The 23,259-nt window shown below is 70.1% G+C and carries 20 protein-coding genes, 1 tRNA gene and 5 pseudogenes; 14 read left to right on the forward strand and 12 right to left on the reverse strand.

The annotated features are described in order from the left end of the window. Nucleotides 1–8: 8 nt before the first annotated feature. Nucleotides 9–470 (forward strand): DUF1772 domain-containing protein, encoded by a 462-nt coding sequence (locus OHA19_RS26295; protein ID WP_405712777.1) that lies wholly within the window; start codon nt 9–11, stop codon nt 468–470. A gap of 36 nt (nt 471–506) precedes the next feature. Here OHA19_RS26295 and OHA19_RS26300 read toward each other — a convergent pair. After that, nucleotides 507–837: pseudogene (locus OHA19_RS26300) on the reverse strand (substrate-binding domain-containing protein); the annotation flags it as partial. Nucleotides 838–1,371: 534 nt separating this feature from the next. Between OHA19_RS26300 and OHA19_RS26305 the strand changes: the two are divergent. From OHA19_RS26305 to OHA19_RS26315, 3 genes are all read left to right on the forward strand, one after another. Then, entirely contained in the window at nt 1,372–2,883 is a 1,512-nt protein-coding gene (locus tag OHA19_RS26305; RefSeq protein WP_405751866.1) for an FG-GAP repeat protein, read from the forward strand. Nucleotides 2,884–2,980: 97 nt separating this feature from the next. Next, nucleotides 2,981–4,285, forward strand: coding sequence for a sensor histidine kinase (locus OHA19_RS26310; RefSeq protein WP_405751868.1), 1,305 nt, complete (start codon nt 2,981–2,983; stop codon nt 4,283–4,285). Then, on the forward strand, nt 4,258–4,917 hold the full coding sequence (locus OHA19_RS26315; protein WP_405712772.1) for a response regulator: 660 nt from the start codon (nt 4,258–4,260) through the stop codon (nt 4,915–4,917). Before OHA19_RS26310 ends, OHA19_RS26315 begins: the two co-directional genes overlap by 28 nt. 173 nt (nt 4,918–5,090) lie before the next feature. Here the strand turns inward: OHA19_RS26315 and cpt are convergent, their stop codons facing one another. Then, nucleotides 5,091–5,621 carry a chloramphenicol phosphotransferase CPT gene (gene cpt, locus OHA19_RS26320; RefSeq protein WP_405721468.1) on the reverse strand — a complete coding sequence of 177 codons (531 nt, stop codon included), beginning with the start codon at nt 5,619–5,621 and terminating at the stop codon, nt 5,091–5,093. Nucleotides 5,622–5,974: 353 nt separating this feature from the next. Continuing rightward, a complete protein-coding gene (locus OHA19_RS26325; RefSeq protein ID WP_405751871.1) occupies nt 5,975–6,361 on the reverse strand; it encodes a hypothetical protein in 387 nt (128 codons plus the stop codon). Between the two features lie 173 nt (nt 6,362–6,534). Here OHA19_RS26325 and OHA19_RS26330 point away from each other — a divergent pair, with 173 nt between their 5' ends. Further along, nucleotides 6,535–6,672, forward strand: coding sequence for a hypothetical protein (locus OHA19_RS26330; RefSeq protein ID WP_405712768.1), 138 nt, complete (start codon nt 6,535–6,537; stop codon nt 6,670–6,672). A 97-nt stretch (nt 6,673–6,769) separates the two neighbouring features. Here the strand turns inward: OHA19_RS26330 and OHA19_RS26335 are convergent, their stop codons facing one another. Continuing rightward, nucleotides 6,770–7,087 (reverse strand): hypothetical protein, encoded by a 318-nt coding sequence (locus OHA19_RS26335; protein ID WP_405712766.1) that lies wholly within the window; start codon nt 7,085–7,087, stop codon nt 6,770–6,772. A gap of 257 nt (nt 7,088–7,344) precedes the next feature. Here OHA19_RS26335 and OHA19_RS26340 point away from each other — a divergent pair, with 257 nt between their 5' ends. Further along, nucleotides 7,345–7,953 (forward strand): FxLYD domain-containing protein, encoded by a 609-nt coding sequence (locus OHA19_RS26340; RefSeq protein WP_405751874.1) that lies wholly within the window; start codon nt 7,345–7,347, stop codon nt 7,951–7,953. Nucleotides 7,954–8,033: 80 nt separating this feature from the next. On the opposite strand, the gene OHA19_RS26345 is transcribed toward OHA19_RS26340, so the two are convergent. After that, nucleotides 8,034–8,288, reverse strand: a complete 255-nt coding sequence (locus tag OHA19_RS26345; protein WP_405722183.1) for a hypothetical protein — start codon at nt 8,286–8,288, stop codon at nt 8,034–8,036. A 135-nt stretch (nt 8,289–8,423) separates the two neighbouring features. Next, nucleotides 8,424–8,876, reverse strand: a pseudogene (locus OHA19_RS26350) (hypothetical protein); the annotation flags it as partial. Nucleotides 8,877–8,973: 97 nt separating this feature from the next. On the opposite strand from OHA19_RS26350, the gene OHA19_RS26355 reads away from it, so the two are divergent. Next, complete coding sequence (locus tag OHA19_RS26355) at nt 8,974–9,348, forward strand: hypothetical protein (protein ID WP_405712763.1); 375 nt, start codon at nt 8,974–8,976, stop codon at nt 9,346–9,348. Between the two features lie 367 nt (nt 9,349–9,715). On the opposite strand, the gene OHA19_RS26360 is transcribed toward OHA19_RS26355, so the two are convergent. Next, a tRNA-Arg gene (locus OHA19_RS26360) sits at nt 9,716–9,788 on the reverse strand. Nucleotides 9,789–10,116: 328 nt separating this feature from the next. Between OHA19_RS26360 and OHA19_RS26365 the strand changes: the two genes are divergently transcribed. The 4 genes from OHA19_RS26365 to OHA19_RS26380 all read left to right on the forward strand — a co-directional run bounded on the left by OHA19_RS26365 (nt 10,117) and on the right by OHA19_RS26380 (nt 16,021). Beyond that, nucleotides 10,117–11,769 carry an ATP-binding protein gene (locus OHA19_RS26365; RefSeq protein ID WP_405753318.1) on the forward strand — a complete coding sequence of 551 codons (1,653 nt, stop codon included), beginning with the start codon at nt 10,117–10,119 and terminating at the stop codon, nt 11,767–11,769. After that, complete coding sequence (locus OHA19_RS26370) at nt 11,766–13,685, forward strand: YfjP family GTPase (RefSeq protein ID WP_405751877.1); 1,920 nt, start codon at nt 11,766–11,768, stop codon at nt 13,683–13,685. Before OHA19_RS26365 ends, OHA19_RS26370 begins: the two co-directional genes overlap by 4 nt. Before the next feature lie 99 nt (nt 13,686–13,784). After that, nucleotides 13,785–14,318 carry a single-stranded DNA-binding protein gene (locus tag OHA19_RS26375; RefSeq protein ID WP_405712759.1) on the forward strand — a complete coding sequence of 178 codons (534 nt, stop codon included), beginning with the start codon at nt 13,785–13,787 and terminating at the stop codon, nt 14,316–14,318. A gap of 251 nt (nt 14,319–14,569) precedes the next feature. Continuing rightward, the gene (locus OHA19_RS26380) at nt 14,570–16,021 is read left to right on the forward strand and encodes an LAETG motif-containing sortase-dependent surface protein (RefSeq protein WP_405712758.1); all 1,452 of its coding nucleotides are present in this window, start codon (nt 14,570–14,572) and stop codon (nt 16,019–16,021) included. A gap of 104 nt (nt 16,022–16,125) precedes the next feature. Here the strand turns inward: OHA19_RS26380 and OHA19_RS26385 are convergent. The 3 genes and pseudogenes from OHA19_RS26385 to OHA19_RS26395 all read right to left on the reverse strand — a co-directional run. Further along, nucleotides 16,126–17,167 (reverse strand): annotated as a pseudogene (locus OHA19_RS26385) (tyrosine-type recombinase/integrase); the annotation flags it as partial. Then, complete coding sequence (locus OHA19_RS26390) at nt 17,167–17,367, reverse strand: helix-turn-helix domain-containing protein (protein ID WP_405751880.1); 201 nt, start codon at nt 17,365–17,367, stop codon at nt 17,167–17,169. The gene OHA19_RS26390 and the pseudogene OHA19_RS26385, both read right to left, overlap by 1 nt. Before the next feature lie 2 nt (nt 17,368–17,369). Continuing rightward, a pseudogene (locus tag OHA19_RS26395) lies at nt 17,370–17,645 on the reverse strand (replication initiator); the annotation flags it as partial. On the opposite strand from OHA19_RS26395, the gene OHA19_RS26400 reads away from it, so the two are divergent. Then, nucleotides 17,629–17,955 carry an NUDIX hydrolase gene (locus OHA19_RS26400; RefSeq protein ID WP_405712755.1) on the forward strand — a complete coding sequence of 109 codons (327 nt, stop codon included), beginning with the start codon at nt 17,629–17,631 and terminating at the stop codon, nt 17,953–17,955. The pseudogene OHA19_RS26395 and the gene OHA19_RS26400 overlap by 17 nt on opposite strands. Before the next feature lie 400 nt (nt 17,956–18,355). Further along, on the forward strand, nt 18,356–18,565 hold the full coding sequence (locus OHA19_RS26405; RefSeq protein ID WP_405751883.1) for a hypothetical protein: 210 nt from the start codon (nt 18,356–18,358) through the stop codon (nt 18,563–18,565). 2,185 nt (nt 18,566–20,750) lie between these two features. Here OHA19_RS26405 and OHA19_RS26410 read toward each other — a convergent pair. Together OHA19_RS26410 and OHA19_RS26415 are read right to left on the reverse strand one after the other, a co-directional pair. Further along, a pseudogene (locus tag OHA19_RS26410) lies at nt 20,751–21,400 on the reverse strand (GntR family transcriptional regulator). A gap of 717 nt (nt 21,401–22,117) precedes the next feature. Continuing rightward, nucleotides 22,118–22,396, reverse strand: coding sequence for a hypothetical protein (locus OHA19_RS26415; RefSeq protein ID WP_405751886.1), 279 nt, complete (start codon nt 22,394–22,396; stop codon nt 22,118–22,120). A 77-nt stretch (nt 22,397–22,473) separates the two neighbouring features. Here OHA19_RS26415 and OHA19_RS26420 point away from each other — a divergent pair, with 77 nt between their 5' ends. Continuing rightward, on the forward strand, nt 22,474–23,229 hold the full coding sequence (locus tag OHA19_RS26420) for a GntR family transcriptional regulator (protein WP_405751888.1): 756 nt from the start codon (nt 22,474–22,476) through the stop codon (nt 23,227–23,229). The last annotated feature ends 30 nt before the right edge of the window (nt 23,230–23,259 follow it).

The following is a 23,259-nucleotide window of genomic DNA, read 5'->3' on the forward strand; positions in this document are numbered from 1 at the left end:
TGTCCCTCATGTCCTCCACCCTGACCTCCCTGTTCCTGGCGCTCGCCGTGATCACGACGGGCCTCTTCGCCGGATTCATGCTGACCTTCCTGATCGCGATCATGCCGGGCATCGCGGCGCTGCCCGACGAGCGGTTCACCGCCGCCATGCGCCGCTTCAACGAAAAGGTGCCGGGACCGGCCTTCATGGCCCTCTTCCTCGGCGTGATCGCCTTCCCGGCCGTCGTGGCCATCGGCGGCGACGGCGGCTCGGGCCGGGCGCTCGCCGTCGCCGCGCTGGTCTGCGCGATCGCCGGCCACCTGATCACGATCGCCGGGAACATCCCGCTCAACAAGGCGCTCGCGGAGTCCGAGGGTGGCGACGACAGCGCGGCCCGCGCGGCGTTCGAGTCCCGCTGGAACCGGCTCCACCGGGTCAGGACACTGCTGTCCCTCGCCGCGTTCGCCCTGCTGGCCGTGGCCGGGTCCTAGGCGGCCAACGGCCACGGCGGGCAGTCCGGTACCCCCTCAGAAGTCGAACTCGTCGATGTTCTCGCGGTCGAAGACGGTCGGCTCCCCGAGGACGACCTCGCCGTCCTCGCCGACCGTGTACTCGCCGAGCCTGCCCGCCTTGAACTTCTCCCCCTGCGCACCGCTGATCTGCCCCGAGGCCAGCGCGGCGGCGGCGTACGAACCGAGGTAGCCCAGCTCCTGCGGGTTCCACGGCGAGAATTGCTCGACGGTGCCGTCCTTGACGTACTTGCGTATCCGGTTCGGCGCCCAGGCCGTTCAGCACGACCTTGCCCTTGTACGAGGAGTCGCTCAGACAGCGGGCGGCGGCGGCGATGCCGACGGTGGATCCAGGTGCCGAGGACCAGCAGGACGAGCGCCCCGGCGATGGAGATCTCCCGGGCCCGGAACACGGCGTCCACGAGCGAGGAGGCGCTGCGGGCCGGTGCCCCGGAGCCCGCATCCGGCGGACCTTCGACGGTGGTGGTCATGGAGCAGCCCTCCCGCCCAGTCCGGTCGGCCGCGGCCATGACTGTCTCCTCGGACGCGGTGTCTCCCCACACCGTGAAAGGATTCAATGAGGTAGGTCGGAAGCTGGACGGGGATCGCGGGCGCAGTCAATGGTGCGGTGGCGTGCGCATTCTGCCGCTCAACTCCGGCCGTGGTGAACCGAGTTCGTCGCCAGGTGTTCGCCGGTTGTTCGAGTGGAGGAGCTGTAACGGTCGCTCCGGAGGCGCAACCGCCGCGCGCCGGAGCCGGTCTGAGTCTGCACAGTGCTGGTGCTCCACCGACGACGCACAGCACTGTTCAACGACGCACAGCACTGTTCAACGACGCACAGCACTGTTCACCCGAACCTCCCACACCGAACGAAGGAGTCCACGTGGCATCCCGCGCTCTAGGAACCACCGTGGTACTCGCCATCACCGTGGCGACCGCCGTGATCACCTTCCCCACCGCCCAGGCAGCGACGCCGGCCCGCGCCACGACCTCGGCGCCGGCCTCCGCGAACGGCGCGGCGTCCGCAGCGGCCCCGCGCCGCGACGACTTCAACGGTGACGGCTATCCGGACCTGGCGTTCACCGCGCCCGGCGCCACCGTCGACGGCAAGGCCAAGGCTGGGTACGTGGCCGTGGTGTACGGCTCCAAGAGCGGGCCGCAGACCTCCACCAAGCAGGTCTTCACCCAGAACTCGCCCGGAATACCGGACTCCGCCGAGGCCGGCGACGCGTTCGGCAGCTCGGTGGTCTCCGCCGACCTCGACAAGGACGGATACAGCGACCTCGTGGTCGGCGCGGGCAACGAGAAGATCGGCACGGCCGGGGCGGCCGGTTCGCTCACCGTGATCTGGGGCGGCGCGCAGGGGCTGTCCGGCGGCGCCACCCTCCTGACCGGCGACGAGCTGTACGACGAGGTCGGCGCCAGGACTGCGGCCGGCGACTTCGACGGCAACGGCGCCATGGATATCGTCACCGTCGGCATGCACAACACCTTCGTCCTGTCGGGCCCGTTCAAGCGCGACGGCAGCGCCGAGGCGCCCGCCAGGGAGATCCCCGACACGGACGACGTGCGCTACATGGACATCACCGCGGGCGACTTCGACGGCGACGGCCGTGACGACCTGGCCGGTGTCGTCCACGACGGCGACGAGTACGACGCCCGCCGCATCGTCATCCGCGAAGGCGGCGCCACCGGCCTCGCCGAGGACTACACCGTCGTCAACGACGCCAAGGGCGGCCGCCTCCAGGCCGGCGAGACCATCACGGCCGGCCAGGTCAACGGCGACAAGTACGCCGACCTCGTCGTGGGCCGCCCGGTCGACGGTTACGACAGCGACCTGGACCTCCCGCTCGCCAAGGGCGGCATGATCACCTACGTACCGGGCGGCGCGAACGGCCCGCAGGGCGACCGGGCCAAGGTCCTCAACCAGGACAGCGCCGGTGTCCCGGGCGTCGCCGAGAGGGGCGACGGCTTCGGGGCCTCGGTGTCGATCGGTGACATGAACGGCGACGGCTACGGCGACATCGCCGTCGGCGTCCCGGGCGAGGACCTCGGCACGACGAAGGACGCGGGCTCGGTCCTGATCCTGCCCGGCACCGCGTCCGGCCCGACCGGAACCGGCACGCTGGGCTTCAACCAGGACACGGCGGACGTTCCCGGAGTGGCCGAGGCGAACGACCGGTTCGGCGGCGCCGCCAGGCTGGTCGACGCCGACCGCGACGGCCGCAGCGAACTGGCCGTCGGCGCCCCCGGCGAGAACGCGGGCGCCGGCTCCCTGTGGATCTTCCCGACCACGGCGGCCGGCCCGGTGGCCAAGGGCTCGTTCACCTTCGGCCACGGAACGCTCGGCACCGTGGGCACGAACGCGGCGCTGGGTTCGTCCTTCAACCGCTGACTCCGCGACCCCGCCCCCGGGGGTAGGGCCGGCCCTACCCCCAGGAGTCGGGCAGCACGGATGTACCCGCCCGGGGACCGCCTTCTACGGTGAGGCCATGAGCCGAACGAGTGGCCCCCGCACCGTGTGGCAGGCCCTGCAGACCTCCCGCTACCTGCGGTCCTCCTGGCCCTGGCGGTCGGCCGGTTACCTGATCAGCGGCGCCCTGGCCGGCGCGGCCGTCCTGGTGGTGACCGTGACCGGCGCGGTCGTGGGCGGTGCGCTCTCCGTCGTACTGATCGGCCTTCCGCTGCTCGCCCTCCTGGCCCTGTCCGGCATCCCGGTGGCCGCCCTGGAGCGGCGCAGGCTCGGCCTGATGGGCCCCGCCCCGGCCCCGGACCCGCACCGCCGCCCGGCCGAACCGGGGCTGCGGAGCTGGGCGGTGTGCCGGTTCCGGGAACGGGCGACCTGGTGGGAGCTCGGGTACGCGGTGCTGTTCGCCGTGGTCCTGTGGCCGCTCGACGCCCTGGCGGTGGGCGTCTGCACGGCCGCACCCCTCGCGATGACGAGCACCCCGTCACTGATGGAGGTCTACGGGGACGGCGAGGAGCTCCGCGTGGTGAAGCTGTGGACGGTCACGACCTGGCCCGAAGCCTTCGCGACGGCGGCCTGCGGACTCGTCCTCCTGCTGCTCGGCGGCTACGCCCTGGGCGCCCTGGCCGGAGCCAGGGCGGAACTGGCCCGCCTCCTGCTCACCCCCGGACCCACGGAGCCGGACGATCGGGTCATGGAACTGACCCGCTCCCGGGTCCGGCTGGTCGACGCCTTCGAGGCCGAGCGCCGCCGCATCGAACGCGATCTGCACGACGGCGCCCAGCAGCGCATCGTGGCCCTCACCATGATGCTGGGCCTGGCCCGCCTGGACGCCCCGCCGGGCCCCCTCGCCGACCAGCTCGCCAGGGCCCACGAGGAGGCCGGCAAGGCCCTCGCGGAACTGCGCGAACTGATCCACGGCATCCATCCCCAGGTGCTGGCCGACTACGGCCTCCAGGCCGCCGTCGCCGACGCCGCCGAACGCTCCGTGATCCCCGTCGATCTGCGGCTCGACCTGCCCGGCCGGCTCCCCGAAGCCGTCGAGGCGGCCGCCTACTTCGTGGTCTGCGAAGCACTGGCCAACGTCGCCAGGCACAGCGGCGCGAGCCGCGCCGGGGTCAGCGGGGGCCACCGCGCGGGTCACCTCTTCCTGGAGATCCACGACGACGGACGGGGCGGCGCGAGCACGTCCGGCGGAGGCAGCGGACTGACCGGCCTGGCCGACCGGATTTCCGTGCTCGATGGCAGACTTGCGCTGTCCAGCCCGGCCGGCGGCCCGACCCGATTGAGTGTGGAGATCCCTTGCGAGTGGACCGATCGCTCCGTGTAGTCCTGGCCGAGGACAGCGTGCTGCTGCGCGAGGGACTGACGGGCCTGCTCGGCCGTTTCGGCCACGAGGTGGTCGCGGCGGTCGGTGACGCGGAAGCACTCGCGACGGCCGTGGCCGAACACGACCCGGACATCGTCGTGACCGACGTCCGGATGCCGCCCGACTTCCAGGACGAGGGCCTGCACGCGGCGATCCGCCTCCGCGCGGAACGCCCCGACCTCCCGGTGCTGGTCCTGAGCCAGTACGTCCAACGCGCCTACGCCGCCGACCTCCTGGACTCCGGCGACGGCTCGGGCGTCGGCTATCTGCTCAAGGACCGGGTCGGCCAGATCGAGGAGTTCACCGACGCGCTGCGCGAGGTCGCCGACGGCGGCACGGTCGTCGACCCGGAGGTCGTGCGCCAGCTCCTGCGCCGTCGCCGCGATCCGCTGGAACGCCTCACCGCCCGCGAACGCGAGGTGCTCGCCCTGGTGGCCCAGGGCCGGTCGAACGGCGCGATCGCCCGTGAACTGGTCGTCTCCGAGGCGGCGGTGGGCAAACACATCGGCAACATCCTCGCCAAACTGGACCTTCCCCCGGCCGACGAGACACACCGCAGGGTCCTGGCGGTCCTGACCTTCCTGCGCGCCTGACCTGCTCGGGGGATGAGCCCGGACCTACGTCACCACCACGCCGCGCTCGCCAGTGCTCCGACCGCGATGTTCACCGGGCTGTGGTTCGAGCCGGGTGCCCTCGGGCTGATTGGTCCAGGCCGACGAGACACCGTCCGCGACGTGATCCACCGGTTCAACGAGCTCGGCCTCTGTCAGCTGACATGCGCGGCGATGGCCCGTGCGCACTCCATCGACTCGGCATGCGTGGTGTCCAGCTCCAGGTCATAGACCATGCCCCGGTGGACCACATCCGCCTGGGACGCCGCCATGCCGATGACCCGATCACCTCGCGCGACCTCACGGCCCGCGGCAACCGCACTGTCGCACCGGACGCCGACCCACAGCACCCGCAGTTCACCCAAACCCTTCTGCCATCGCTTCTGCGAGTCCACTCCGCCGAGGAACACCTCATCAACGATGACCCGGGCACCCGCACGGGCCATCGCGGCAACCCCCTCGATCCATGCCGCTTCCAGCGCCCGGAACTCCGGCCCGACGATCACCTGTCCGTCCGGAGCGAACTCGATCCCGGCATCCGATGCCTGCATGGACACAGGCATCGCATCAACCAGCGTGTCTGTCCCCAGGGCCAGCCACGGATCCGGCAGGACTGCCTGCAGACACCGGACGATCCCGGACTTCCCCGAGCTGGAACCACCGTTGAGAACGATCACTTCAGTCATCACCGCGCCACAGTAGAGGCACCACAGCAAGTCGCTATGCAGGGACCTGCTGAGGGAAAGGGGAGTATTGGACCATCGGCCGTCCAGTCGCACAACCCAACACCTGATGCAGGAGCTTGAAGGGCTGGGTCTCGCGCCTGCCGCGCTGGATATCCTCGCTCAGTTGCGGGACTTGCGTAACCAGGCAGTTCATAGACCGGAGACGGTCATGCTCGGTACTGCTGAAGACTTCGTACGCAGCTGCCGAACCGTTGCATTTGAGGTGCGGCGGATACAACGGCTCGACCAGTCGCTACTTCCGGGCATGGCGGGGTCACCCTGATTCGATCACAGATCGATAACGGGCGGCAACGTCAGGCGGGGCAAAGGGTCTTGCGCAGCGCGGCGTTCAGCGCCTTGCCCTGTGCGTCCGTGAGCGGCCTGGCGTCATTCCCGAAGCGCTGCGCCGCGAGCCGATCCACCTTGGCGCCCCCGCCTGCGAGGCTGCTGCACTGGTTCCGCCCGGCATCGATCGCCTTCTCCTCGTCCACGATGATCTGCGGGTCAACGGCTGCGATCGCATCTAGGTACGCGTCGCGGTCGTTACCGGTCGGGGCGGGCGGGATACCCGAGGCCTTCTCGGCTGCCGAGTGGTCGACGCTCTTCGTCGGCGCGGGCTTCGGCACGTCCTTCTCCTTGACCGAGCAGGCAGTCAGGGCGAGCAGCGCGGCGGCGGCGAGCAGGACAGCGGCGGGTCTCACGATGGCACTCTCCGTACGTAGATCTGTGCTCTGTGAGACAGGCGAGGCGGCCGAAAGGTTGCAGCAGCTCCCGCGCACAACACTCGGGCCGTCCGGTCGTACGGCTGCGCCCCGCTGTACGACACGGCGGGGCGCAGCGTGTTGTAGGGGTGTCATACCCGCTGGTTGGCGGCTTGCGGGGGGTCCTGTCGCTGGACGGGCTTCCCAAGGGGCAGGGGCACACGTACCGGGCGATCGGTGAGCGGATGGGCGTGACCGGGGAGACGGCCGGCCAGATCGCGGCGGGGAAGCACCGGGCGTCGTCGGAGTAGTCCGATGTGCGTCGCGGTGCGTCGGGGCGAGGCTGGGCCCATGCCCGGATGGGCCGATGGGCCGGCCACGTGAGGCGCAGCCGGTCAGTGAAGGCCGCTAACAGAACCGGTCGAAGGATCGGCTGTAGCCGTCGTCGTAGCCGTTGGCGTAACCCTGCGACCATCGCTCGTTTGATGACTGGCTGCGGAAGCCGTAACCGGAGCTGAGGTCGCAGTCGTCCCGCGCGTCCGCGTATCCATTCCGGAAACCCTGGCGGTAGCCGTCCCGGTAGGAATCGGTGACAGCGTTGGGCGCGGCTACTGACTGCGTAGGTTTGGGGGCGGCCGACGCCTGCGAGGTGAGTGCCGGTGCGACTGTCAGGCTGCCGACGACCAGTGCTGAGCTGAGAACTGCGAACGCCTTGTTGGTGCGCATGGATTTCTCCTTGGATCTGCGAGTACAGGCGTGCCTTTTCAGGCTCCTACGGACATGGCCTCGCCGCGACCTCACTCCAGGTGGCCTGGGTGATGCGGTCGGTGCGAGCGATCTGGATTGATCGGAGAGGCGTGGCGGCGGGCCGGGCGTGTGGCGAGCGTTCACAATGTCGTCACGATCTGTCCGCTTCTGGGGTCGCGCATTCCGGGCAGGCCGTACGGTGTCCCCTCACACCTGTACATCCCATGGGGGGATCCATGTCGTACCCGCCGCAGCCCGGCCAGCAGCCCCAGCAGTGGCAGCAGCAGCCGGGGCAGTACCCGCCGCAACCGGGCCCGGGGTGGGGTGCGCCGATGCCGCCACCGAAGAAGTCGAAGACCGGGCTCATCGTCACCTTGTCCGTGATCGGCGGCCTGGTCGTGCTCGGGGGGTGCGGCGTCCTGGTGGCTGGCATAGCGAGCGTCGGCTCGACGACCGAGAGCAGCGCCACAGGGCACTCGCCTGCCGCGAAAGCACCTGAGAAGACCGCCCCGGCGGAGAAGCCGGTCGAGAAGGAGAAGGCGAAGCCTGCCGAGAAGGAGAAGGGCCCGGAAGGGGACGTCAAGATCACCGGGTGCACGGTGAACTCGATGACTACGTGGCCGGACGCGGACGTGGAGATCGTGAACCACTCCGGGGAGAAGGCGAACTACATCATCAGCGTGGAGTTCGTGAACGCGGAGGGCACGCGCTTCGGTGAGGGCATGGCCGCAACGAACAACTTGGCGCCCGGGCAAAAGTCGGTTCAGAAGGCGCAGGGCCTGGAAGAGGCGTCGGGCAAGGTGACGTGCAAGGTGACGGACGTATCGCGGTACCCGTCGCCGTAGCCGTCGTCCGAGCGTGTCGACGCCCCGTCACCGTGGTGGTGGCGGGGCGTCTGTGCTGCGTCGTCACGCGTCGTCGGCCGTCACGACGCCAACGCGAGTACCGGCCGCTGCTCCTCGGCGAGCCGTGCTGCTCGCTGCGCTGCGGACTGCCGGGCCACCGCGGCACGACACCCGACGCACACGGGTTCGCCGAGGCGGCGGTGGATCGCAGCCCCGGCCGCGGTCCCGCCCACCGCATGCTCCTTGTCGAGCCGTGCCACCCGTGCAGCCCGCGTACGGGCCGCCTGAGCATCCCGGCAGGGCTCGCAGGTCTCGCCGTACCGAATGTGCGCCATCAGCGTTTTGTACGTGCCGCAGGGCACTCGTACTCGGCCCTGCTCGTCAAGCCAAGTCGGGTCAGTCGGACGGAGGAGGCGACGGCGCTCGCGGGCGGTGAGGCCGCCCCAGGTGCCGCGCTGCTCCCCGGTGGTGAGGGCGTGGTCGGCGCAGGCCGGCCGGAGGGGGCAGCCCTGGCAGATGGCCTTCGCTGCGGCTTCGTATGCGGGCAGTTGGGGTCGGCGCGGGTGGCGGTTCCGTCGAGGAACGCGGGGAGTTCGATCACGGTGGGCTGCTGCTCGTCTGCACGGCCTTCGCCGTAGGTGCAGAGGTCGGGAAGGCTGATCTCGGTCGGCTTCTCGGTGAGGCTGTGGCCGGGGCACCAGATGTGCGGGCGGTCGGCCCACTCGTGGGCGTCGTGGTAGTCGTCGTGGCCGCAGTGGCGTGTTCCAGCGGCCACGGGCTCCTCGGTCACGGCGGGGGGCGGGCTGCCCGGTGGTGGTGCTGAGGATCTGCCGGGCCACCGCGAGGGCGTACTGGTCGGCTGCGTCGGCCGTGTCCAGCGCCGCCGGGCCCCCACCGCCGCCCGCGATCGTGGACAATGGCACGCGGGCACGCGGGCACGCGATGGTTGCGCGCCTTGACCTGCTTTTTCGCTTTCAACCTACTCGCGGGCGTGGACACAAATGTTCGGAGGGGGCGGTTATGCCTGAACAGCGCAACGCACTGACCGAACTTGTGCAGGCGAGCGTTGGCGCGGGCCGGCGGATGAGCACGCGCGATTTCGCGGCTGTCGCCGTGGACCCAGAGACCAATTGGAGCCCGGGCAAGAGCCTGGTCGGGAAGATCATCGCCGGGCAGGGGTACAACATCACCCCGCAGCTCGTCTCCGCGTTCGCCGTCGGCCTCGGGCTGCCGCGCGAGGTCGTCGCGGCGGCCGCGCACCTCCAGGCGATCGGATACACCGCCGAAGAGCTCGCCGACGGCGCGCCCGCGGTGCTGATCCGCACTCTCGATTCCGAGGCCGGCATCGGACCCAAGGCGCGTGCCGTTGCTGAGCGTTGGGACGCGGAGGCGTAACCCGACGCTGCATCGTGGCCGTGATGTACGCCTCGACGTGCTCGCGGTGGATCTCGTCGAGGTCGGCCGGTGCCGGTCGCCCCTCGGTCCCGTAGTCCGGCGGCCGGTAGCCGCTCTCTTTGTCGAGCAGACTCGCCGAACGGCTTTGTCGCTTGCGAGTAGATGCGAATCGTGTTGTCGGAAAGATTCCGGGGTCGCAGGGAGCGGATCCAAGAGGCGGGCATGGGGGCGATGTAGTGCCGCGCGTCTGTCATGCGGTCACCATGCTGCCCACTGTCGTGGGCAGTCAAGGCGCTTGACGCGTAAGCGATGTGCTTCGCGCCAAAAAGAAGCCTCACCGGCGTTTTCGCAGGTGAGGCTATGTTTGCGCCCCCGGCAGGACTCGAACCTGCGGCCAAGCGCTTAGAAGGCGCCTGCTCTATCCACTGAGCTACGGGGGCCGGGTGGTGGCCTCGGCGGCCTGGAGCCCTGGGGCCGGGCCGGTCGGTGACCTGCCGGGACAAGGATAGGGCTCCGATCGCCTCGTCCTGGTTGCTTCACCTGCGTGGCACGATGTGGAGGTTCGGTGAAGCGAACCGATAATCGCAGGTGGGTGGGATTCGTGCACCGCTTTTGACGCCTCACGCCCCGGGTGTTGTGCACTCGTTATGCCTGCGCCCCACTCATCCCCTCTGTCCCGACTTCGCCCCTGGGGGAGAACCGGCGCGCAGAGGTGGCTATACGCTTCAAAAAGGCGCCAAAATTGGGCATTCTTCGCATGTGGTGACCTTGGACGTACGGCCTCAGCTCATCGACGCACTCTCCGCCCTGCGCGACCGTGTCGCCGCCGTGCGTCTTCCACTCCCGCTGCCGGGGGCCGCGCGCGCCCGGCAGACCCGGAGCGAGCTGCTCGCCCAGCTCGACGACTATCTGCTTCCCCGGCTCAGGGATCCCGAAGCGCCGCTGCTCGCGGTCATCGGCGGGTCGACCGGGGCGGGGAAGTCGACGCTGGTCAATTCGCTGGTGGGGCGGCCGGTCAGCGAGGCCGGGGTGCTGCGGCCGACCACCCGGACGCCCGTGCTCGTCTGCCATCCGGACGATCACCACTGGTTCGCGGGGGCACGCGTACTGCCGCGGCTGACCCGGGTCTGGCTGCCGCCGGAGGAGTCCGGGGGGCCTGGCCGGTGCGACGACCTCGACGGACTCGACGGCGGCGAGGAGGAGGACGGGACCTCGTTGCGGGTCGAGACCTCGCCGGGGCTGCCGCGCGGGCTCGCGCTGCTCGACGCACCCGACATCGACTCGCTCGTGGTGCGGAACCGGAGGCTGGCCGCCGAGCTGATCTGCGCCGCGGACGTGTGGGTGATGGTGACCACGGCCTCCCGGTACGCCGACGCGGTGCCCTGGCATCTGCTGCGTACCGCCAAGCAGTACGACGCCTCGCTCGTCACCGTCCTCGACCGGGTGCCGCACCAGGTGATCGCCGAGGTGTCGCGGCAGTACGGTGCGCTGCTCACCCGGGCGGGGCTCGGCGAGGTGCCGCGCTTCACCATTCCCGAGCTGCCCGAATCGGCCGGTGGCGGCAGCGGACTGCTGCCCGCGACCGCCGTCGCCCCGCTGCGGGCCTGGCTCAGCCACCGCGCCCAGGACCCGGCGGCCCGCCAGCAGGCGGTCGGGCGTACGGCGGCCGGGGTCATCGACTCGCTGGACGTACGGATGCCCGAGCTGGCCGGGGCGGTCGCGGCGCAGTACGCGGCGGCCGTGCGGCTGACCGGCGTGGTCGAGGACGCGTACCGGGCGGAGGGCGCCCGGGTCCGGCGCAGGCTGCGCGGCGGCGGCGTGCTCGCCGGGGACGCCCGGACCAGGTGGCGCGGCTACCCGCGGTACAGCACCTCGGAGGAACTCCTCGACGCGCTGGTGGAGAGCCTCGCCGCGCTTCTGCAGTGCGCCGTGGCCGCCGCCGACGAGCAGATCCGTACGACCTGGCAGCGCGAACCCGCGGCCGGCGAGTTCGGCTTCGAGGACGTCGGGCGGGAGGCCGGGGGGTGGGGGCCCGCCGAGGACATCCGGGGCCGGATCGCCATGGCCGTACGGCGGTGGTGGCGGGTTCTGGAGGAGCTGGCCGAGGAGGAGGTGCGCAGCCTGGAACGCAATGCCGCGCCCGACGCCGAGACCGTGGCCGCGCTGCTGGCCGCCGAGCTGCTCGGCGGCCGCCGCACCCGTGGCGCCGGGGAGCAGCTCGCCGAACGGATCGGCGCCCAGGGTGCGCTGCGGCTGCGCGACAAGGGCGGGGTGCTGCTCACCGAATGCCTGGACCGGGTGCTGAACGGCGAGCGCGACCGGCGGCTCGCACCGCTCGACGCGCTCGACGTGGCCCCTGAGCCGCAGGCCGAACTGATCGCCGCGCTGTCCGTACTGCAGAAGGAGAGGTGGCAGCGATGACTGCCGTCACTGATGAGGGGACCGGCCCGGCCGGGAGCCCCGCTCCCCACGAGGACCGGGAGACCGACGGGCCGGTCCTGGCGCCGGAGGCCGGCCGGGTGCCGGAGCCGGGCCGGGTGCCGGAGCCGGGCCGGGACTGGAATGACGGGCTCATCGCCCGGCGGGCGGTGGTCAAGGCCGCGGACCCCGAACCCGGGCCCGCCCGGGACGACGACGTAAGGCCGCCCCAGGTCGAGGCCTACGTGCCTTCCGGCGGTCCGCTCCGGCCCCGGCTCGACGCGCTGCGTGAACTCGTCGGACTGTCCCGGGCCCGGCTCGACGGGGACACCCTCGCCGAAGCGGGACGGGTGCTCGACGAGGCGGCGGCCCGGCAGCGGCTCTCCTCCCGGCACACCGTCGTCGCCATCGCCGGGGCCACCGGCAGCGGCAAGTCGATGCTGTTCAACACCCTCGCGGGCGCCCAGATCTCCGAGACCGGGCTGCGCAGGCCGACCACCGCCGCCCCCATCGCCTGCTCCTGGACCGACGGGGCCGCCGGACTGCTCGACCGGCTCGCCATTCCGGGACGGCTCAGGCGCAGGCCGCAGCAGGGCGGCGCGGACACCGACGAGGCGCTTCAGGGGCTCGTGCTCGTCGATCTGCCCGACCACGACTCGGCGGCGACCGAACACCGGGATCAGGTCGACCGGGTACTGGCGCTGGTCGACGCCGTGATCTGGGTCGTCGACCCGGAGAAGTACGCGGACGCGGCCCTGCACGAACGCTATCTGCGACCGCTCGCCGGGCACGCCGAGATCACCTTCGTCGTCCTCAACCAGATCGACCGGCTGCCCGGCGACGCCGCCGACCTGGTCCTCGACGATCTGCGCCGGCTGCTCGACGAGGACGGCATGGCACTGGGCGAACACGGCGAACCCGGCGCCACGGTGATGTCCCTGTCCGCGCTCACCGGCGAGGGCGTCGGCGAACTGCGCGAGGTGCTCGGCCGGTTCGTCCAGGAGCGCACCGCTGCGGCGAGCAGGCTCTCCGCGGACGTGGACGCCGCCGCGGCCAGGCTCCGCCCGGTGTACGTGGCCGAGGGGCGGCCCGGTCTCGGCGAACAGACCCGCGAGGAGTTCGCCGACCGGCTGGCGGAAGCCGTCGGGGCGGCCGCGGCGGGCCAGGCGGCCGAGCGGGAGTGGCGCAGGAACGCCGGACGGGCGTGCGGCACACCGTGGTTGAGGCTCTGGCGCTGGTACGAGTCCACCCGGCAGTCCGGAAGGCCGGAGTGCCCGGCGCAGCCCGACCCGCCCGAGGAACAGCTCACCGCCCGGCAGTGCGTCGAGCAGGCGGTACGGACGGTGGCGGACGAGGCCGCCGACGGGCTGCCCGCCCCCTGGGCACAGGCGGTCCGCGAGGCGGCGGTGCACGGCGCGGACGGGCTGCCGGAGGCGCTCGACGCGCTGGTGGAGAAGGCCGGCGCGGAGCACACCCCGGGCGGCCCGGCGGTGGTGGCGACGGGCGTGGCCGGGGCCTCGGGCGTGGCGCACAGCGGCCGGGTGGGCGGGAAGCCGCCGCGGCCGAAGTGGTGGCCCGCGGCGGTGCTGGCGCAGGCCGCGATGACGTTGCTGCAGATCTTCGGCGGGCTCTGGCTGGTCGGGCAGATCGTCGGCGTGCTCGAACCCGGCTTCGTCACGCCCGCCCTGGTGATGCTGACCGGGGTCTTCGGCGGGCCGCTCGTGGAGTGGTCGTGCGCGGCCGCGGCGCGCGGGCCGGCCCGCCGGTACGGGCAGGAGACCGAGCGGCAGTTGCGCGAGGCGGCGGCGGCCTGCGGGCGGGCACGGGTGCTCGACCCGGTGGCCGCGGAGCTCGTGCGGTACCGCGAGGTGCGCGAGAGGTACGCGGCGGTGACGGAGATTTCCACAACCGGCGGGTAATCCACAGGCGTCGGCAGGATTTCCGCCTCCCCTTCAACCTGGGACCAGTGACCGCGTGGACGCGGGCGCTGTTCCGAAGGCCGAAGGGGAGGCGGAGTCATGAACGACACCTTGGTGACATTGGTGGGCAACGCGGCTACGGGGGTGGAGTTCCGGGAGACCGCGACCGGCCCAATGGCGCGATTCCGGTTCGCGGTGACGCCGCGCCGCTGGGACCGCGAGAAACAGCTCTGGACGGACGGGCACACCAGCTTCTACACCGTGTGGGCCTGGCGGACTCTGGCATTGAATCTGTCCGGTTCCGTTTCGGTCGGGGAACCACTGGTCGTGCACGGCCGGCTGAAGGTGCGCGAGGAGGAACGGGAGGGACAGCGGCGGACGTTCGTGGACATCGAGGCGGTCGCGGTGGGCCACGATCTGACACGGGGGACGGCCGCGTTCCGGCGGGTGATGAGGGGTGAGCCCGCGCTGACGGCGCGGGTGGGGAGCGCGGAGCGGGCGGGCGTGCCGGCGCAGCCGGAGGAGGTCGCCGGGCCGGGCGGGCCTGACGCGTCCGGGGGGCCGGAAGGTTCCCGGAGCAGGCGGTCGACGAACCGTCAGAAGGCCGCACAGGAACTGGCTCCGGTGCCTTGACGGGCCCGAAGAGGGCCGGGAGCAGGTCGAATGCGGGCCGGGAAACGGGCCAGGAACGGCCGGGGAGGCGAACGCGAGTGATACCGGTGATAACGATTCCGATTCGGAATGGTTGTACGACGGTACGACGGGGGACTGTTCATCGCTTCGTCCTTAGGATTCCCCAGTACTCACGGGGCACTTGAGTCGACTGGCGGGGCAATCCCCACACGCGCATCAGGCGCGGAGGGTCCCGCCCGGAGGGGAATTCTGTGTTTTCTGCTTCTTCAGCGACCGCTTCGTCGTCCTTGGGGACGACGGCCAATTCTCCACGGCGGCGCGGCATAGCCCGGCTGGCCGCGTCGGTGGTGGCATCCGGTCTGGTCATGGCAGGCGCCCTCGTCGGCGCGGGCGGCGCGGTCGCCGACGAGGCGCCGCAGCATCAGGGCGGCGCGGCCGCGGTGCTGGACGGGTTGAAGACCTTCGACCGCGCCGTGCTGCACACGGACGGCAAGAGGGACCAGCAGCTGCCCGCCGGTCTCTTCGAGATGACCGTCGACGGCGGCGGCAAGCTCAAGACGTACTGCATCGACATCCACAACCCCACCCAGGACCAGGCGAAGTACCTGGAGACCCCCTGGAACCAGACCTCGCTCGGCAGCAACAAGAACGCCGGCAAGATCCGCTGGGTCCTGGAGCACTCCTACCCGCAGGTCGACGACCTCGCGGCGCTCGCCAAGGAGGCCGGCACCGGCCCGCTCACCGAGAAGACCGCGGCGGCGGGCACCCAGGTCGCCATCTGGCGCTACTCGGACGACGTGAACGTCGAGGCCACCGACGGCCAGGCAGAGAAGCTGGCCGACTGGCTGGAGCGCAGCGCCGTCGACCAGGCCGAGCCCAAGCCGTCCCTGGCTCTGGACCCGGCAGCGGTCTCCGGCAAGTCCGGTGAGCGGCTCGGCCCGGTCACCGTCCGCACCAACGCCGGCCAGGTCTCCGTGACCCCGCCCGCCGACGCCGCCAGCGGCGTCAAGGTCACCGACAAGGCCGGCAAGCCCGTCACCGCCGCGGCCAACGGCGCCGAGCTCTACTTCGACGTGCCCGAGGGCACCGCCGACGGCTCCGCCTCGCTGACGGTCCAGGCCACCACCTCGGTGCCGGTCGGCCGCGCGTTCGCCGGTGTCACCAAGAGCCAGACCATGATCCTGGCCGGCTCCAGCGAGTCCACGGTCTCCGCGACCGCCACCGGTACCTGGGCCAAGAAGGGCGCGATCCCGGCCGTCTCGGCGAAGAAGAACTGCGCCAAGGGCGGAGTGGACGTCACCGCCGCCAACACGGGCGACGAGGCATTCACCTTCGAGCTGGCCGGTGTGAAGCACACCATCGAGGCGGGCAAGTCCGAGACCGTCACGGTCCCGGTCGCCGAGGACCAGGCGTACGACTTCACGATCACCGGACCCGGCGGCTTCTCCAAGACGTTCAAGGGCGTCCTGGACTGCAAGACCAGCGGCAGCGCCACCGGCGGCACCGACACCCAGACCGGCGGCGACAAGCCCGCTCCGGCCACCTCCGGCGGCAGCACCTCCGGCGGCTCGGGTGACCTCGCCGAGACCGGTGGCTCCAGCGCCACCCCGGTCATCGCGGGCGTCGCGATCGCCCTCGTCGTCGTCGGCGGCGGCGCGGTCTTCCTCCTCCGCAAGCGCAAGGCCCAGCCTTCCGCACAGTAATTCCGCACCGTCGCCCCGCACCCTGGATCGCGGAGTGACGAATACGGGGCGGACTGTCACGTTCGCTGATGACGGCCCCGGTACGCCGACGCGTACCGGGGCCGTCCGTGCTCACGGGCCGCCGCGTAACGCTGGCCCTTGTCCGGCACCGGGATGATGCCGGCGGCGGCGAGCGCGGGCTTCCACCGCTCGTCGTTGAAGCCGTTGCTCCACAGGGCGGTGCCGACGCTGCTTGTAAAGGCAAGCCGATGTGTGACCTTGGGCCCGGTGGGCGTCACCCAGGGCAAGGTCACGTCGACCGGCGGGAAGCGCTTCAGATGCTCGGTCAGGGCCACTGACACTTCGGGGTCCAGCGGAACGCCCCGGAGCTTGCCTCGCTTCGGCGGTGCGAAGACGAGAGAGCCGCGGACCTTCTTCACCTGCTGCCGGACATAGAGCCAGCCGAGGTCTCCGATGTTGTCGACCGCGAGACCGAAGATCTCGCCCTGGCGGAGGCCGCAGCCGCCGCCGACGTCGGTCATTGCCTGGTAGCGCTCGGGGAGGCCGGCCCGCACGGCGAAGACTTGCGAGGCCGACCACGGACGGACGCGAGAGGGCGCGGGGCGAGGCGCCTTGACCGGATCGGGCTCGGCAGGGATTTGAGGCCAGCAGACGGTCATCCACGGCCGCGGTGAGCACGGAGGAGACCGCATTGAAGATCAGACGCCGGTAGGAGGCTGACGTCACGGCACTTTCGAGCTGACGATTCCAGTCGCGGATGTGCTCCGGCTGGAACGAGCCGATCGGGCGCGTTCCGAGGTAAGGCAGGGCATGAAGGCGTAGCCGCCCTTCCACCGCGGCCCGGCTCGTGAGGTCGGTGGTCAGTGCCGCGATCCAGCGCTCGGTGTACTCACGGAAGGTGGTCCGTGCCGCTCGCGGGTCGATGTACTGGCCGCGAGCCATGTCGGCTTCGATGTTGGTCAGCCAGACGTCGGCCAGGCGCCTCTGCTTGCCCGGGAAGCTCTTGGACTTCTCGGTGCCGTCCGGGCCGATGTAGCGGGCGCGGTAGCGGAGACCCATGCCGTATCGGTCGCTCTTCACCTTGCGGGTCTTGCCGTCCGCGCCGATCTCGACCTTGTACCAGCGGTCTTGGATATGTCCGGCCATCAGGCGGCAGCCCCCTCCTGGAGGCACTCGACCCAGGCGCGGACGTCATCCGGGTCGTACCGCAGGTGCCGGCCAACACGGAATCCGCGAGGACCAACCCGCTTGCGACGCCATTGGTAGCCCGTTTCGACGCTGGGGAGGTCGAACATCTCCACCAGGTCGTCAGGCGTCAGGTAGCGGGCCGGGAGCCGCGTTGCCATGGTCACCACTCCCTCTCGTCAGAGGCTGACCGAAGTTCCTCGCGTGCGGTTTCTCGGTTGAGCCGGAGGTCGCGGGCGATGGTGGCGGCGAGGGCGGACTCACCCGGGGTGTGGCCGTGGCCGGCGTACTGCCAGTCGGCGAGGACGAGGACGGTGTCCGGTTCGTGCTCCTCCAGGCCGAGGGCGTCACGTTCCTGTACGGCGCGGAAAACGGCGCGGGCCTGGCGGAGTACGCCGAGGGTGGTCGAGTACCGACGCGACTTGGAGGAGAAGTGGCCGCACGAGACCCCGGAGGCGGGCGTCGTGCGCGAGGTCCTGGAGGAGACGGGTATCCACGTCGAGGTGGACGAACTCACCGGGGTCTACAAGAACACGACCCGGGGCATCGTCGCCTTGGTCTTCCGGTGCAAGCCTTCTGGAGGCACTGAGCGCACGTCCGCGGAATCCGTGGCAGTCGAATGGCTCACCCAGGAGCAGATCAGCGAGCGCATGTCCGAGGTCTACGCGATCCGCCTGCTGGATGCCCTGGACGGGGCCGGCCCTCACGTGCGGAGCCACGACGGCAAGCACCTGATCCCAGCGCGGTAGAACTTTCCCTACTCCATCAAGCCCCGGCTGCGCTCCGCTCCGCCGGGCGCGCTTCCCGGCTCCGCTGCGGGCGACGCTCCTGCCTCCGGCCCGCTCCGCCCGCGCTGCGCCGACGCGCGCCCACTGGTGGATAGGGCCGGTGGCCATGAGTCGATCACCGCATAGAGCGGCCCACGGCCAAGACGATGGTTGCGGACGCTGCCCCCTCCGGAACAACGAAGAGACCACCCATCCGGCCGGGGTGGTCTCTTCGTTCCAGGGCCTGTCCGACGGGTCGCGTCACCGCCCCCGCACCTGACAGCACTGTCACCCGAATGGCTCAACATGACGTGCCACCCACATGGGTGGAAGTCAAGCTGATTAGTGCCCCAACCGAGGCAATCCGTGAAAGGCGAACCAAATGCGCATTCGACGAATCCTTGCCGCCGTCATCGCCACGGCAGCCCTCGCCGGACTCAGCCTCACAGGCGCCGCCACCGCCACCGCCGCCACCGCACAGGGTGCCCCATCCGTCGTCACCCCATCTGAGTGCAGGCAGGGCGGCGGAATGCCCGATCTGGCGGACAACCTCTGCAAGGGCGGTACGCACGACGGAGAGCAGGTCGACTAAACCCCACAAGGCGCCCCGCAGCCACGCGCCCCGCAGCCACGCGCCCCGCAGCCACGCGCCCCGCAGCCACGCGCCGCGGGGCGCTCCCGCGCGAGCGTAGCCGGGAGAGTCTCAGAGACTGTGCCGACCCGTCGGGCACGCTAGGTCCGAGTCGGCCCGGAAGCACGCGGCGGGCGGGAGCTCCCGAACGCCGTCGCGCGCGAGCGCAGCGAGCTACCAAGGTTTGCGCGGCCGTAGGCCGCACCTTCTGTTACTGAGGCAAGAAGCCGGGGGTTCCTTGCCCAAGCTCGCCGGAGGCGAGCGAGGTAGTCCGCCTCCGGCGGGGGATCGGCCGGCACCGGGATGGAGGGGCGCCGTTTCCGTCTGCGGGTCCGTGGTGGCGTGCGCGGGGAGCTCCCATCCCGTCCGCCATCGACCCAGGCAGAGCCGAGCAGACGCGGCCCATGGCATCCAGGTCGTTCGTACAGTGGCGCGCTCCACCTGGACGCCATGAACCACGCCCGCTCCACGGTGTGTGGGTCGACGGCGGACGGGATGGGAGCAGGGGAGAGTGGTAGGTAAGGCAAGAGTCAGGGTGCACGTCGCGATTCGCCGCTAATCCGCCTTCGATGGACGCAGGGGTGGCAGCAGTACTGGGAGCGTTGGCGGGGGCGGCACTCGCTACGGGGTGGGCCGCGCGGGAACAAGCGAAGACTACGGCGAGAGGCGAGCACCGGCGACAACGCCGTGACTCGCGGCAAGTGGTTTACGAGGAGTTCATAACCACAGCATCAGCTAGATGACTTCATCGAGAAGGCGCGCACTTCACTCGACGATGACGGTACTGATTAGAAGAGCGACCCGGGGTGCGACAAGGGTCGGCTGCCTCACCACCACACAGGCGTGCCACTCCTGTGCCAGAACGGGCGGGGACTCACGGGGACTCGGCGGCAACAACAGTGCAGACTCGGGGCCTTGCTCCAAGCCACGTCTTCGCAGCTCACACCAGCAACCGCCCAACCTCGCTCCTAAAGCGGGTGCCAGAGCAAGTGACGGCTGCCGGAGCGGGCTGCGATCGAACCCCTAAAGCGGGTGTCGGCCTACCCGGCTCGCCTGTAAGAGCATGGCCCCTTCAACGGACTGTGGGTCATGTGCGGGGGGACACTCGTGGCGAGTGTGTAGCTCAGAGAGTCAGGTGTTCCCGTATGCGGGCGCTCTTGAAAGCCGTCACGGCAGGGCTACCCGGACCGAGCTTCCACGCTCAACCTGAACCGCTGCCGGCTGAAGCTCCTACCGGTCTGCTTCGGTGGCGACCCTGAACGTGCTCCCATGCCTCTCGTATACGCCTACCCCGTTCAAGTCCGACATGGAAGCCTGCCTGGGTCTGGAGTTACCTGGCCTCTTCGTAGGGGGTATGGAATGGCATCTCAGTCCAGGTGTGGCGCTCGCACCAAAGCTGGTGCAGCGTGCCGGAACCTCGCAGTGGTCGGCACCTCTCGTTGCGCGAAGCACCAGGGCTCCTGGTCTGCCTACGGCGTTGCGCAGCGTAAGGAGAGGGAAGCCAAGGCGAAGAAGAGCGAGATCCGCAGGAAGCGGTAGGCACGGGAGAACGTGCTTGGCCCGGCCCGTCGGCGCGGTCTCATCCGTAGTCTCGTTCGCCGTCACACGTGGTCGTTCAGTTCCCCGGCGAGCCCAGCTGTGACCTGGCGAGTGGACGTGTGCGAACCAGGATGAACACGGCCATGCAGAGTCGGAAAGCGTGCACCCGCGATCGCCTAGCGGTGAGCGAGGGAGTGGATCCAACAGAGAAGCCCCAGTACCGGTCTGGGGCTTCTCTGTCGTTGGATATGCGTTACCGCTAGCCGAAGGCTGCCGCCAGCAGCCGAGGGCCCTCGTCGCCACCTTCGCGAGCGGAGAGAATCCGGTATCGGTAGGCGGTGGCCGCGGCTTGTTGCCACACGGATCACGTTGTGTAGGGCTCCAGTCAGGTCCGTCGCCAGGTTTCGTAGCTCTTTCAGCTCGGCCTCCTCGTCGCCGAGTACTTCTGACGCATGCTCCAAGAGCTCAGCCGCCATGCCGAGTTGTACCGCTTCGGTGCTGTCGGCCAGGCGGGACAGGTGGCCGCCGTTGTCGTCGGTGCTCAGGAAGCACGGTTTGCCCTCGGGGCCGGACCACGGGAGGAGTCGCATTTCGTTGTGGGTCGTCATCATTCCGGCTCCCCTTCTTCGGTCATCGTGTGGTGGGTGAAGAGCGCGTCGGCGCGGTCGCCGGGAAGAACCAGGAGCGCTGCCTCCACGGGCAGCGTGCGCTGACCCGCTCCCGAACCTCGGCCAGCGGGGGACGGAGCTCGGTCAGCCTGACCAATGCCGCCTCGCAGCAGAGTGATTCGCTCGAACCGTCGGCCGGCGCCAAGTCGCGGGGGACATAGATACGAGCCAGGCTGTGCGGTGACTTCCCCTCGTGGCTGAGGCAGAGGAATTCGGTCAGCGGGCTGCTTGCCGACACCCTCAGCAGAGCGGTCAGATGCCCTCTCGCTGGCGTATGAGTGGTGCGGACGGTCATACGTAGAGCCGGATCGGGCGCGGTCTGAGCGAGGGGAGTGCGGCCACCGCCGACGTACGTGATTCTGCGGAGGGGGTGGCGGACGAAGTTCCCCTTGCCGTGAATCTTCTCGACGAGCCCTTCGCCTTGGAGCACTGCGAGGGCGCTACGCAGCGTCGGCGTGCTGACCGCGTAGCGGGAGGCGAGCTGTGCCTCCGAAGGGAGACGTTCGCCAGTCTTGATGCGGCCGGTTGAGATCTGTGTCCGGAGGTCGTCGGCGATGACATCACGGCGAGGAGCCACGGATGGAATCACCTCCTTCTCAGCATTCGCAGGGCGATGAGGCGGGTCCGGGAGTGCATGGTCAGCAACTCTCCCGACTCGAAACGAAGCCGCTTTGCCGCACCTGCAAGCTGGAGGAGGTCGGCCACGCGACACGGCTGACCTCCGATCTGGGTCACATCGCCTCGCTGCACGCTGGTCGCGGTGATTTCGACGGTGGCGGCAAGCGCACCACTAGGCGTCCATCTGCTCACTGGGGCACCTCTCCTGAAGCGGAAGGGCGGCAGGGGCAGTTGCACGCTTCGTAGACCACGGGGACGCCGATCGGTGCCACGGTGGGGGAGGAATGCGCGCACTCACCGTGCGTACCAATCAGGCACGAGCTCGATCTGTAGGGAGTGGCTTCCGCCTTCGTCACGCCTGGTCGCTGATGAGAAGGCATCAGGTCGCCTCCGGCGGTGCGAACCAGGTTTGCGCGAAGGGAGTGTGAGCTACGGCCGTTGAGAGCCTCATCGCACCTTCGCCGCTTGCCAGCACGTACGGGCGGACGAGCGCGATCTCGTCGTCTGCGAGAACACCCATGCCGTCTCGAAACCGCCCCATGTGCGGTGCAGGGGAGTTGGCGAGTCCGAGGTGAACGGCCGTCGAGTGGGCGGGTGTTAAGGGGCGGTGGTGCCGGCCCCTCGGGAAGTACCGCTCACTGGTGCGTGAGACGGCACCGCGGATACGGTTGAACATGCTGATCAGCTCCTATCGCTGATGGCCAGGTCCCCGGACATCGCCCGTCGCGGGGACCGCTTTGTGTACGGCTGCCCATAAGACGCGGCCGTCCACGTTGCTCGCGAAGAGGCCGAATCGATCGGCCTTCGCCACTGCATCCAGGACCTCCCGCCATGAGTCGGCGGGGAAGTCGTCCGGAACCTCCGCTTCGATCGATGTGCGGCAGCTGCGCTGCATCGCGCGCGTGGTCAGCCCGGCGGCGGACAACCGGGCGGCGATGCCCTCGACGCTCAGTTCGGAAGCGGGCACAGGTATCTCCGTCGCCAAGTGATCGCAGTACGTGAGGCTAGTTAACTAGATTAGAGCTAGTGGACTAGATTTTCCATATGCCTGAGCAGCCGCCTTATCTCCGCATCGCGGACGTTATTCGACAACGGATCGCGGAGCACGAGTGGACGCCGGGGGACCGGCTGCCCTCACGTGCTCAGATCGGCCAGGAGTGCGGCGTCGGCGAGAACGTGGTCCGCCGGGCGCAGGAGCTGCTGATCTCCCAGGGTGTTCTGGAAGGCCGCGCGGGTTCCGGTACGTATGTCGCCGAACCTCGTCGGCGTGTCCGGGTGGTCCGTTCATCGGCACGCGAACAGCGTGACGATTCCCCGTTCCGTGCGGACATGCAGGCTGTGGGCAGGCGCGGGGACCGGGAGAGCCGGACCGAGGCCAAGGTTCCGGCACCGGCGGAGATCGCGGCGCGGCTCGGTGTCGCCGAAGGCGACCTGTGCGTCCGTACCGTGTACGAGTTCCTGGCCGACGGTAAGCCGGTGCAGTTGTCGACGAGCTGGGAGCCGTACGACCTCACCGCCGGCACACTCGTCGTTCTCCCCGAGGGCGGGCCGCACGCCGGGGCGGGCGTTGTGAACCGCATGGCTGCGATCGGCATCACGGTCAGCCACGCTGTCGAGCAGCCGGAGCCGCGGCAGGCGACTGCCGAGGAGGCTTCGCTTCTCGGCATCCAGAAGGCGGCTCTCGTCACCCATATCAGGCGGACGTACTACAGCGACCAAGGCCGACCCGTGGAGACCGCGGATATCGTCGTGCCCGCCGCCTTGTGCGAGATCGTTTACGAGATTCCCACCGGGCGATAGCCCGAAGGTGAAGGTCGGGCTCGATGAGCG

Source organism: Streptomyces sp. NBC_00012, assembly GCF_045040875.1.
GTDB lineage: Bacteria > Actinomycetota > Actinomycetes > Streptomycetales > Streptomycetaceae > Streptomyces.

Bases quoted from the DNA above. Each gene is read 5' to 3' on its own strand.
- OHA19_RS26390 (WP_405751880.1), bottom strand. From the start codon at position 17,367: ATGGCAACGCGGCTCCCGGCCCGCTACCTGACGCCTGACGACCTGGTG.
- OHA19_RS26340 (WP_405751874.1), top strand. From the start codon at position 7,345: ATGTCGTACCCGCCGCAGCCCGGCCAGCAGCCCCAGCAGTGGCAGCAG.
- OHA19_RS26295 (WP_405712777.1), top strand. From the start codon at position 9: ATGTCCTCCACCCTGACCTCCCTGTTCCTGGCGCTCGCCGTGATCACG.
- OHA19_RS26355 (WP_405712763.1), top strand. From the start codon at position 8,974: ATGCCTGAACAGCGCAACGCACTGACCGAACTTGTGCAGGCGAGCGTT.
- OHA19_RS26310 (WP_405751868.1), top strand. From the start codon at position 2,981: ATGAGCCGAACGAGTGGCCCCCGCACCGTGTGGCAGGCCCTGCAGACC.
- cpt (WP_405721468.1), bottom strand. From the start codon at position 5,621: ATGACTGAAGTGATCGTTCTCAACGGTGGTTCCAGCTCGGGGAAGTCC.
- OHA19_RS26345 (WP_405722183.1), bottom strand. From the start codon at position 8,288: ATGGCGCACATTCGGTACGGCGAGACCTGCGAGCCCTGCCGGGATGCT.
- OHA19_RS26420 (WP_405751888.1), top strand. From the start codon at position 22,474: ATGCCTGAGCAGCCGCCTTATCTCCGCATCGCGGACGTTATTCGACAA.
- OHA19_RS26335 (WP_405712766.1), bottom strand. From the start codon at position 7,087: ATGCGCACCAACAAGGCGTTCGCAGTTCTCAGCTCAGCACTGGTCGTC.
- OHA19_RS26370 (WP_405751877.1), top strand. From the start codon at position 11,766: ATGACTGCCGTCACTGATGAGGGGACCGGCCCGGCCGGGAGCCCCGCT.
- OHA19_RS26375 (WP_405712759.1), top strand. From the start codon at position 13,785: ATGAACGACACCTTGGTGACATTGGTGGGCAACGCGGCTACGGGGGTG.
- OHA19_RS26405 (WP_405751883.1), top strand. From the start codon at position 18,356: ATGCGCATTCGACGAATCCTTGCCGCCGTCATCGCCACGGCAGCCCTC.